This window comes from Streptomyces sp. NPDC058955 (assembly GCF_042741435.1).
In the GTDB taxonomy this organism is placed as follows: Bacteria; Actinomycetota; Actinomycetes; order Streptomycetales; family Streptomycetaceae; genus Streptomyces.
This window is the reverse complement of record NZ_JBHYKM010000178.1, coordinates 2,011-11,916: the sequence shown is the minus strand read 5'-3', so window position 1 is coordinate 11,916 and position 9,906 is coordinate 2,011. Positions and strand designations below refer to the sequence as shown.

Annotated in this window: 8 protein-coding genes; 2 read left to right on the top strand and 6 right to left on the bottom strand. The window is 72.1% G+C overall.

Annotated features, from left to right (window positions below):
• Nucleotides 1-30: 30 nt before the first annotated feature.
• From folE to dacB, 6 genes are all read right to left on the bottom strand, one after another.
• On the bottom strand, nucleotides 31-636 hold the full coding sequence (gene folE / locus ACFW1I_RS36450) for a GTP cyclohydrolase I FolE (protein WP_384678086.1): 606 nt from the start codon (nucleotides 634-636) through the stop codon (nucleotides 31-33).
• A gap of 100 nt (nucleotides 637-736) precedes the next feature.
• Nucleotides 737-2,749, bottom strand: a complete 2,013-nt coding sequence (gene ftsH / locus ACFW1I_RS36445; RefSeq protein ID WP_384678084.1) for an ATP-dependent zinc metalloprotease FtsH — start codon at nucleotides 2,747-2,749, stop codon at nucleotides 737-739.
• Nucleotides 2,750-2,935: 186 nt separating this feature from the next.
• Complete coding sequence (gene hpt, locus ACFW1I_RS36440; RefSeq protein WP_067161225.1) at nucleotides 2,936-3,475, bottom strand: hypoxanthine phosphoribosyltransferase; 540 nt, start codon at nucleotides 3,473-3,475, stop codon at nucleotides 2,936-2,938.
• A 41-nt stretch (nucleotides 3,476-3,516) separates the two neighbouring features.
• Nucleotides 3,517-4,533: a tRNA lysidine(34) synthetase TilS gene (gene tilS / locus ACFW1I_RS36435; protein WP_384678081.1), complete on the bottom strand. Its 1,017-nt coding sequence runs from the start codon at nucleotides 4,531-4,533 to the stop codon at nucleotides 3,517-3,519.
• 240 nt (nucleotides 4,534-4,773) lie between these two features.
• On the bottom strand, nucleotides 4,774-5,913 hold the full coding sequence (locus tag ACFW1I_RS36430; RefSeq protein WP_384678080.1) for a zinc-dependent metalloprotease: 1,140 nt from the start codon (nucleotides 5,911-5,913) through the stop codon (nucleotides 4,774-4,776).
• 80 nt (nucleotides 5,914-5,993) lie between these two features.
• Nucleotides 5,994-7,415 (bottom strand): D-alanyl-D-alanine carboxypeptidase/D-alanyl-D-alanine-endopeptidase, encoded by a 1,422-nt coding sequence (dacB, locus tag ACFW1I_RS36425; RefSeq protein ID WP_384678078.1) that lies wholly within the window; start codon nucleotides 7,413-7,415, stop codon nucleotides 5,994-5,996.
• A 103-nt stretch (nucleotides 7,416-7,518) separates the two neighbouring features.
• Here dacB and ACFW1I_RS36420 point away from each other — a divergent pair, with 103 nt between their 5' ends.
• Together ACFW1I_RS36420 and ACFW1I_RS36415 are read left to right on the top strand one after the other, a co-directional pair.
• A complete protein-coding gene (locus ACFW1I_RS36420) occupies nucleotides 7,519-8,010 on the top strand; it encodes an inorganic diphosphatase (RefSeq protein ID WP_030495855.1) in 492 nt (163 codons plus the stop codon).
• Nucleotides 8,011-8,161: 151 nt separating this feature from the next.
• Complete coding sequence (locus ACFW1I_RS36415) at nucleotides 8,162-9,820, top strand: threonine/serine exporter ThrE family protein (protein ID WP_384678076.1); 1,659 nt, start codon at nucleotides 8,162-8,164, stop codon at nucleotides 9,818-9,820.
• Nucleotides 9,821-9,906 lie beyond the last annotated feature (86 nt).

Sequence of the window (9,906 nt, the reverse complement as noted above, 5' to 3'; positions counted from 1 at the left end):
GCCCGGGCCTGAGACCGCCGCCGGAGGGCGTCAGCGCGCCATGACGAGGCTCATCGCCTCGGCGCGGGTCGCGGGGTCGCGCAGCTGCCCCCGGACCGCCGAGGTGATGGTCTTCGCGCCCGGCTTGCGGATGCCGCGCATCGACATGCACATGTGCTCGCACTCGACGACCACGATGACGCCGCGGGGCTCCAGGATCTCCATCAGCGAGTCCGCGACCTGCGTGGTGAGACGTTCCTGCACCTGGGGCCGGCGGGCGTAGACGTCGACCAGCCGGGCCAGCTTCGACAGGCCCGTGATCTTGCCCGAGGTGGACGGGATGTACCCCACGTGGGCCACCCCGCGGAACGGGACGAGGTGGTGTTCGCAGGTCGAGTACACCTCGATGTCCTTGACCAGCACCATCTCGTCGTGGCCCAGGTCGAACGTGGTCGTCAGCACGTCCTCGGGCTCCTGCCACAGACCGGCGAAGATCTCCTTGTACGCCCGCGCCACGCGCGCCGGCGTCTCGCGGAGGCCCTCGCGGTCCGGGTCCTCGCCGACCGCGATGAGGAGCTCCCGTACGGCGTTCTCGGCGCGCTTCTCGTCGAACTCGCCGATCGTGCCCTCGCCGTCCAGCGTCACCGGGTCGGTCATCTGTGCCTCGTTCCGTCTGGTCTGACATGGCGCGAAAAAAGCCGCGCCCCCACAGGCTAGAACCTGTGGGGGCGGGGCTTCCATTCCGGGGGGCCGGGGCTCAGGGCTCCGGGGTGTCCTCGGGGGCGATGTCGATGCCCTTGGTGGTGTCCACCGGGGCCGTGCCGTTCGCGCTGTTCGTCAGGGCCAGCTCCTTGGGGGAGAGGACCGGCGGACGCGTGGACGGGGTGCGGCGGGCGGAGCCGGTCCAGGCCGGACGGGCCGGGCGCTTGACGATCGGGGCGAAGATCTCGGCGATCTCCTCCTTGCCCAGGGTCTCCTTCTCCAGGAGGGCCAGGACCAGGTTGTCGAGGACGTCGCGGTTCTCGACCAGGATCTCCCACGCCTCGTTGTGCGCGGTCTCGATGAGCTTCTTGACCTCTTCGTCGACCAGCGCGGCGACCTCTTCCGAGTAGTCGCGCTGGTGGGACATCTCGCGGCCCAGGAAGGGCTCGGTGTTGTCGCCGCCGAACTTGATGGCGCCGAGCCGCTCGGTCATGCCGTACTGGGTGACCATCGCGCGGGCGGTGGCCGTGGCCTTCTCGATGTCGTTGGCGGCACCCGTGGTCGGGTCGTGGAAGACGAGCTCCTCCGCCGCGCGGCCGCCCAGCATGTAGGCGAGCTGGTCGAGCATCTCGTTGCGCGTGGTGGAGTACTTGTCCTCGTCCGGGAGGACCATCGTGTAGCCCAGGGCGCGGCCGCGGGACAGGATGGTGATCTTGTGGACGGGGTCGGCGTTCGGAGAGGCCGCCGCGACCAGGGCGTGGCCGCCCTCGTGGTACGCGGTGATCTTCTTCTCCTTGTCCGACATGATCCGGGTCCGCTTCTGCGGGCCCGCGACCACGCGGTCGATCGCCTCGTCCAGCATGTGGTTGTCGATCAGCTTCTTGTCCGAGCGGGCGGTCAGCAGCGCCGCCTCGTTGAGGACGTTGGAGAGATCGGCACCGGTGAAGCCGGGGGTGCGGCGGGCGACGGCGGCGAGGTCGACGTCGGGCGCGACCGGCTTGCCCTTCTGGTGGACCTTGAGGATCTCCAGACGGCCCTGCATGTCGGGGCGGTCGACGGCGATCTGCCGGTCGAAGCGGCCCGGGCGCAGGAGGGCGGGGTCGAGGATGTCGGGGCGGTTGGTGGCGGCGATCAGGATGACGCCGCCCTTCACGTCGAAGCCGTCCATCTCGACGAGGAGCTGGTTGAGGGTCTGCTCGCGCTCATCGTGACCGCCGCCGAGGCCGGCGCCGCGGTGGCGGCCGACCGCGTCGATCTCGTCGACGAAGACGATGGCCGGGGCGTTCGCCTTGGCCTGCTCGAAGAGGTCGCGGACCCGGCTGGCGCCGACACCGACGAACATCTCGACGAAGTCGGAGCCGGAGATCGAGTAGAAGGGCACCCCGGCCTCGCCGGCGACGGCGCGCGCGAGGAGCGTCTTGCCGGTTCCGGGCGGGCCGTAGAGCAGGACGCCCTTGGGGATCTTGGCGCCGACGGCCTGGAACTTCGCGGGCTCCTGGAGGAACTCCTTGATCTCGTGGAGCTCCTCGACGGCCTCGTCCGAGCCGGCGACGTCGGCGAAGGTGGTCTTGGGCGTGTCCTTGGTGATGAGCTTCGCCTTGGACTTGCCGAAGTTCATGACGCGGGAGCCGCCGCCCTGCATCTGGTTCATCAGGAAGAGGAAGACGACCACGATGAGGACGAAGGGGAGGAGCGAGAGCAGGATCGAGACGAAGGGCGACTGCTTCGTCGGCGAGACGGTGTAGCCCTTCTCGATCTGCCCGGCCTCGAACTTCTCCTGCAGCTTGTCGGCGATGTCGACGCCCTGGCTGCCGATGTAGCTGGCCTGGACCTTGTTGCTGCCGTCGATCTTCGTGTCGCCGGTGAGCTCGATCTTGACGATCTGCTCGTCACCGGTGGTGATCTTTGCCTGCTTGACCTGGTTCTTGTCGATCGCCTGGACGACCTCGCCGGTGTCCACCGTCTTGTAGCCCTCGGACGAGCCGACGACCTGCATCAGCACGACCACGGCGAGGACGGCCAGCACGATCCACATGACCGGCCCACGGAAGTATCGCTTCACGTCCATCCATACGGAGCGAGTTCGCTCCGTCCCTCCTGCCCGTAGGTAAATGCCTCTGTGAGAAAAGCGGTGTGAAAAGCGGTGTGAGAAAAGCTGTTCTTCGGACGGTACCTCAGCATCGTCGCCCGCGACCGCCTTCCCGTGGTTCAACGGAGGGAAGGCGGTGCGGGTTCCCCGGACGCGGGGGGCGGCTCAGCCGCCGTAGACGTGCGGGGCGAGCGTGCCGACGAAGGGGAGGTTCCGGTACTTCTCGGCGTAGTCGAGGCCGTAGCCGACGACGAACTCGTTCGGGATGTCGAAACCGATCCACTTGACGTCGATGGCGACCTTGGCGGCGTCCGGCTTGCGCAGCAGGGTGCAGACCTCCAGGGAGGCCGGCTCGCGCGAGCCGAGGTTCGACAGGAGCCAGGACAGCGTCAGGCCGGAGTCGATGATGTCCTCGACGATCAGGACGTGCTTGCCCTTGATGTCGGTGTCGAGGTCCTTGAGGATGCGGACGACGCCCGAGGACTGGGTGCCGGCGCCGTAGGAGGAGACGGCCATCCAGTCCATGGTGACGGGGGTGGACAGGGCGCGTGCCAGGTCCGCCATCACCATCACGGCGCCCTTGAGGACTCCGACGATGAGCAGGTCCTTGCCCGCGTATTCCGCGTCGATCTTCGCGGCCAGCTCGGCCAGCTTGGCGTCGATCTCTTCCTTGGTGATGAGCACCGACTGGAGGTCGGTGCCCATGTCCTTCTCGTTCACCCGGGTCACTTTCGTTGCAACGTGCGTCAGCCTTGCCGGATGACCAGTCTGCCACCCTGGCGGCGGGCTTCGACGCGGCCGGGCAGGTTGATGGCGCCCTGACCACGCCATCCGGTGATGAGCCGGTCGAGTTCCTCGATGTGGCGGGCGAAGAGGGAGCCGGCGGGGGCGCCCTCGGCGATCACGGCGCGGCGCAGGACGCGGCGGCGTACGGCGGGGGGCAGTCCGTGGAGCTTGGCGCATTCGAGGGCGCCGGCCTCGTCGCGTACGGCGGTCTCGGCGTCCGCGGCCCAGGTGTCGAGGGCGTCGGCGTCGTCGCGGGAGAGCTGGGCCGTTCGGGCGAGGGCTTCGACGACGCCCTTGCCGAGGGCCTTCTCCAGGGCCGGGAGGCCTTCGTGGCGGAGCCGGGAGCGGGTGTAGGCGGGGTCGCTGTTGTGCGGGTCGTCCCAGACGGCGAGTTCCTGGGCGATGCACGCCTTGCGGACGGTCTGGCGGTCGAGCTGGAGGAAGGGGCGGCGGTAGCGGCCCTGCGTTCCCGAGACGGCGGCCATGCCGGAGAGGGAGCGGATGCCGGAGCCGCGGGCGAGGCCGAGGAGGACGGTCTCGGCCTGGTCGTCCCGGGTGTGCCCGAGGAGGATCGCGGCGGCGCCGTGGCGTTCGGCGGCGGCGTCGAGGGCGGCGTAGCGGGCGTCGCGGGCGGCGGCCTCGGGGCCTCCTTCCCGGCCGACGGTGACGGAGACGGCTTCGACGGGGGCGAGGCCGAGGGCGGTCATGCGGCCGGCGACCTCGTCGGCGCGGCCGGTGGAGCCGTCCTGGAGGCCGTGGTCGACGGTGATGCCTCCGGCGCGGACGGGGAGCTTGCGCGCCTCGAAGGCGAGGGCGGAGGCGAGCGCCATGGAGTCGGCTCCGCCGGAGCAGGCGACGAGCACGAGGGGGTGCGTGTCGCGGGGGGCGGCGGGGTCGGTGGGGTGCTCGGTGAGGACGTCGTGGAGTACGCGGCGGACCGCCAGGCGTATCGCCGCGACCGCAGGATGGGGACCCATGGTTCGGTGCCCTTCGTGAATGGGGTGGGGTGCCTCGGTCGGAGTCTTAACGGTCGGAATGGGGTGTTCGGTCACTCAGAGTGCGTCGATGGTGACAGAAACGTGGCCCTTGCCCGAGCATTGCACGCCTCACCCCACGCCCAGGGTCCCTCGGATGGGTGATTGGTGGGGCGTTCGCCGGTGTCGTCGTGCCGTCCGACGCTCCTGCCCCAGGAGTCTGCCCTACGGTTCGGCCTCGCCTCAGGAGTCGGCCCGGCGGTGGACGCGGGCGATCCAGTCGGCGGGGGCGGCGATCTCGCTCTTGGTGGGGAGCGTGTTGGGGGAGGTCCAGACGCGATTGAAGCCGTCCATGCCGACCTGGTCGACGACGGCGCGGACGAAGCGCTCGCCGTCGCGGTACTGGCGGAGCTTGGCGTCGAGGCCGAGGAGCTTGCGCAGCGCGAGGTCGAGGCGGGAGGCGCCGCGGGCGCGGCGCTGCTGGAACTTCTCGCGGATCTCGGCGACGGAGGGGACGACCTGGGGGCCGACGCCGTCCATGACGTAGTCGGCGTGGCCTTCGAGGAGGGACATGACGGCGGTGAGGCGGCCGAGGATCTCGCGCTGTTCGGGGGTCTGGACGAGCTCGACGAGGGAGGGGGCGGGGTCGCCCTCCTCGGCCTCGGGGCGGCCGCCGGCGAGGGTCTGGGCGGCTTCGCGGAGGCGTTCGACGAAGGTGCCGGGGTCGACCTCGGTGGCGGCGAGGAATGACTGGATCTCGCCCTGGAGGTGGTCGCGCAGCCAGGGGACGGCGGTGAACTGGGTGCGGTGGGTCTCCTCGTGGAGGCAGACCCAGAGGCGGAAGTCGTGCGGGGAGACGGCCAGTTCGCGTTCGACGTGGACGATGTTGGGGGCGACGAGGAGGAGTCGTCCGCCGCCTTCGGGGGCGCCGGGGAGGTCGCGGGTGACCGGGGCGAAGGTCTCGTACTGGCCGAGGATGCGGGAGGCCAGGAAGGAGAGCAGCATGCCGAGCTCGACGCCGGTGACCTTGCCGCCGACGGCGCCGAGGACGTTGCCGCCGGGAGCGGTGGAGCGGCGCTCCTGCATCTTGCCGAGGAGCGGGGTGAGCAGTTCGCGGAAGCCGGCGACGTTGGCCTTGATCCAGCCGGCCCGGTCGACGACGAGGACGGGCGTGTCGTGGGCCGCGCCGCCCTCGGGGAGCATCCGGGTGTAGGCCCGGACGTGTTCCTCGGCGGCCTTGGCGTGCCGGCGGAGCTCGGCGACGACGGCGCGGGCCTCGTCGCGGCCGACTTCGGGGCCGGGGCGGACCAGCCTGGTCGCGGTCGCCACCGCGAGGTTCCAGTCGACCATTCCGGACGTGCCTGCACCACCGATGCTCGTCATGCGTCAACGGTACGGGTTCGGGGCCGGATCGGGCCCTGTCCGGCGGGTCGCGCGGGGGCGGTTCCGGCCGGTGGCGGGGGTCACCGGCGGCCGGTGAGGGCGGCGGAGAGACGGTCGAGGGCGGGCTGGGCGAGGTCCGGGGAGGGGGTCCGGCCGGCGAGGAAGGCGAAGGCGAGGAGGCGCCCGTCGGCGGTGACGACGGTGCCGGCGAGGGTGTTGACGCCGGTGAGGGTGCCGGTCTTGGCGCGGACGAGTCCGGCGCCGGCGGGGGCCTGGCCGAAGCGGCCGGCGAGGGTGCCGGTGAAGCCGCCGACGGGGAGGCCGGTGAGGAGGGGGCGCAGCTCGGGGCGGTCGGGGTCGGCCGCGCGGGTGAGGAGGCCGGTGAGGAGGGCGGCGGAGACGCGGTCGCGGCGGTCGAGGCCGCTGCCGTCGGCGAAGCGGGCGCCGGCGAGCGGCAGGCCGAGGGTGCCGAGCTGGTCGCGGACGGCCTTCTCGGCGCCCTGGAAGGACGCGGGCTGCTCGCGGGCGAGCGCGGTCTGCCGGGCGAGGGCCTCGGCGAGGTCGTTGTCGCTGTTGGTGAGGGTGCGTTCGACGAGGTCGGCGAGCGGGGCGGAGTACGTGCGGGCGAGCGGGGCGCCCTTCGGGGTGCGGCCGGGCGCGGGGTCGCCGGTGACCTTCACGCCGGCGGCGGCGAGGTGGCCGGCGAAGGCGGTGGCGGTGTCCAGGGCGGGGTCGCCGGAGCGGAGGGCGGGTCCGCTGTCGCTGTCGTCGAGCCGCCCCTCGTCGGTCATCAGGGCGGTGACGGGGGCGAGGTTCTCGTTGGGCCCGATGGGGTGCAGGACGTCCCCCTTGTACAGGCTCGTGTCGTAGGCGAGGCGTACGGAGGTGTGGCCGCGTTTCCGCAGGGCGCGGGCGGTGTCGCCGGCGAGGGCCTTCAGCCGGGCCCGGTCGAGGGTGGGGTCGCCGCCGCCGGTGAGGGTGACGGCCTTGCCGTCGGGGGCGGCGGTGACCGTGGTGGCGATGCGGTGGTCGGTGCCGAGGGCGGAGAGGGCCGCGGCGGCGGTGGCGATCTTGACGGTGGAGGCCGGTGTCATCGGGGTGCCGGCGCCCTCCCCGTACAGCTGCTGCCCGGTGGCCGTGTCGACGACGGAGGCGGTGCGCGCGGTGCCGAGGCCGGGATCGGCCAGCAGGGGGACGAGGACGCGGGCGAGGTCGGCGGGGCGGCCGGCGGGGGCGGCCGGTCCCGACAGGGCGGTGAGGACGCCGGGGGCGCTGGGCGCGGGGGCCGGCTCGGCGGGCTTCGGGGCGGCGGGGGCGGCGGCCGGGGCGGGGGGACGCCCGGGGTGACGCTCGCCACCCGCCGCGGGGGCGGCGGCGCGGGCCCGCTCGGCCGTACGCTGGCCTCCGTCCCAGGGGCCTGCCGCGGTCGCCGCCGCGGCGGCGAGAGCCAGACCGAGCACGGCGGAGCCCGCCGTGAGCTGCCACACCCTCGGCTCCGGCATTGCTGACCAGCCCCTTTCGCGATCACGTACGTACGTGAGAGACACTTAATCACCGCGCGTCGTCGCGAGCATTCACTTGTGTTGATTCAGGAGGAGCCCCACCGTGGAGTTCGACGTTCTCATCGAGATCCCCAAGGGATCGCGTAACAAGTACGAGGTCGACCACGAGACCGGTCGCATCCGTCTGGACCGTCGCCTCTTCACGTCGACGGCGTACCCGACCGACTACGGCTACGTGGAGAACACGCTCGGCGAGGACGGCGACCCGCTGGACGCGCTGGTCATCCTCGACGAGCCCACCTTCCCGGGCTGCCTCATCAAGTGCCGCGCCATCGGCATGTTCCGCATGACGGACGAGGCCGGCGGCGACGACAAGCTGCTGTGCGTGCCGGCGACGGACCCGCGCATGGAGCACCTGCGCGACATCCACCACGTGCCGGAGTTCGACCGCCTGGAGATCCAGCACTTCTTCGAGGTCTACAAGGACCTGGAGCCGGGCAAGTCGGTCGAGGGCGCCGACTGGGTCGGCCGCGCCGAGGCCGAGGCCGAGATCGAGAAGTCGATCGCGCGCGCCAAGGAGCAGGGCGCTCACTGACGCCCCCCGGTCTTCGCGGAAGGCGGTGCACCCTTCGGGGTGTGCCGCCTTCCGTGCGTCGGGGCGTACCGCCTTTCGCGTATCCGCCTTTCGCACGTCCGTCGGAGACTCATACTGGAATCCACGATTCCCTGGGTGTGAGGCGGAGAGAGTGGTGGCGGAGCCGGAGGGCCCCGAGGAGGCTCCGGAGGACCGGAAGCCCCTGTCGGACGAGGCGACCTCGGAGTTCGCGCTGCCGGAGGGTCTGGTGCCGGAGCCGCCTCCGGAGCCAGAGGGTTCGGCGTTCGTGGTGCCGGAGGGGCTGGCGCCCGAGCCGGCGGCGGCGGAGCCCGAGGGCTCGGCGTTCGCGGCGCCCTCGACGTACTCCGTCAAGGACTCCCCGCCCGCCTTCACCCCCGCGTACGGGGTGCCGCTGGCGCGGCTGCCGCACAACGCGCCCTGGCAGGACCGGATGCGGACGATGCTGCGGCTGCCGGTGGGCGACCGGCCGGTGGTGCCGGAGGTGGCCGACACGAAGGGCGAGACGGGTCCTTCGGTGCCGCGCGTGCTCGACCTGAGCCTGCGCATCGGGGAGCTGCTGCTGGCGGGCGGGGAGGGCGCGGAGGACGTCGAGGCGGCGATGTTCGCGATCTGCCGCTCGTACGGTCTGGACCGCTGCGAGCCGACGGTGACGTTCACCCTGCTGTCGATCACCCACCAGCCGTCGCTGGTGGACGATCCGGTGACGGCGAACCGGACGGTACGGCGCCGGGGCACCGACTACACCCGTCTGGCGGCGGTCTACCAGCTGCTCGCGGACATCAACGCGCCGGCGCACGAGGTGTCGCCGGAGGAGGCGTACCGGCGGCTCGCGGAGATCCGGCGCAACCGGCACCCGTACCCGGGCTGGGTGCTGACGGCGGCGGCGGGCGTGCTCGCGGGCGCGGCCTCGACGCTGCTCGGCGGCGGGCCGTGGGTCTTCTTCGTCGCGGCGCTGGGCGCGGTGCTCGGCGACCGGCTGGCGTGGCTGTGCGCGGGGCGCGGGCTGCCGGAGTTCTACCAGTTCCTGGTGGCGGCGATGCCGCCGGCCGCGATGGGGGTGCTGCTCACGCTGCTCCACGCGGACCTGCGGCCCTCGGCGGTGATCACGGGTGGCCTGTTCGCGCTGATCCCGGGGCGGGCGCTGGTGGCGGCGGTGCAGGACGGTCTGACCGGTTTCTACATCACGGCCTCGGCGCGGCTCCTGGAGGTCGCCTACTTCTTCGTGGCGATCGTGGTGGGCGTGCTGTCGGTGCTGTACATCGCGGTGCAGTTCGACGCCCAGCTCAACCCGGAGGGGGCGCTGAGCCCGGTCGAGCGGCCGGTGACGCAGATCCTGTCGTCGATGGTGCTGTGCGCGACCTTCGCCATCCTGCTGCAGCAGTCGCGGGCGACGGTGCTCTTCGCGACGCTCAACGGCGGGGTGGCGTGGGTGGTGTACGCGTCGATCGCGATCACCGCGGAGGGTTCGGCGGTGATGGCGACGGCGGCGGCGTCGGGGCTCGTGGGTCTCTTCGGGCAGCTGATGGCCCGCTACCACCACACGTCGTCGCTGCCGTACGTGACGGCGGCGATCGGGCCGCTGCTGCCCGGTTCCGCGACGTACTTCGGGGTGCTCGCGATCGCCCAGAACAACCTGGACCAGGGGTTCACCTCGCTGGCGAAGGCGGCGGCCCTCGCGCTGGCGATCGCGATCGGGGTGAACCTGGGAGGCGAGCTGGCCCGGCTCTTCATGCGGGCCCCGGGCGCCGGCTCGGCGCGCAGCGCGGCGAAGCGGACCCGAGGCTTCTGAGCCCCTCCCGGGGGGACTCAGCTCACCCGCGCCCCCCGGCGCGAGGCGGGGGGGGGGGGTTGTGGAGGGGGGGAGAGGGGGGTGTG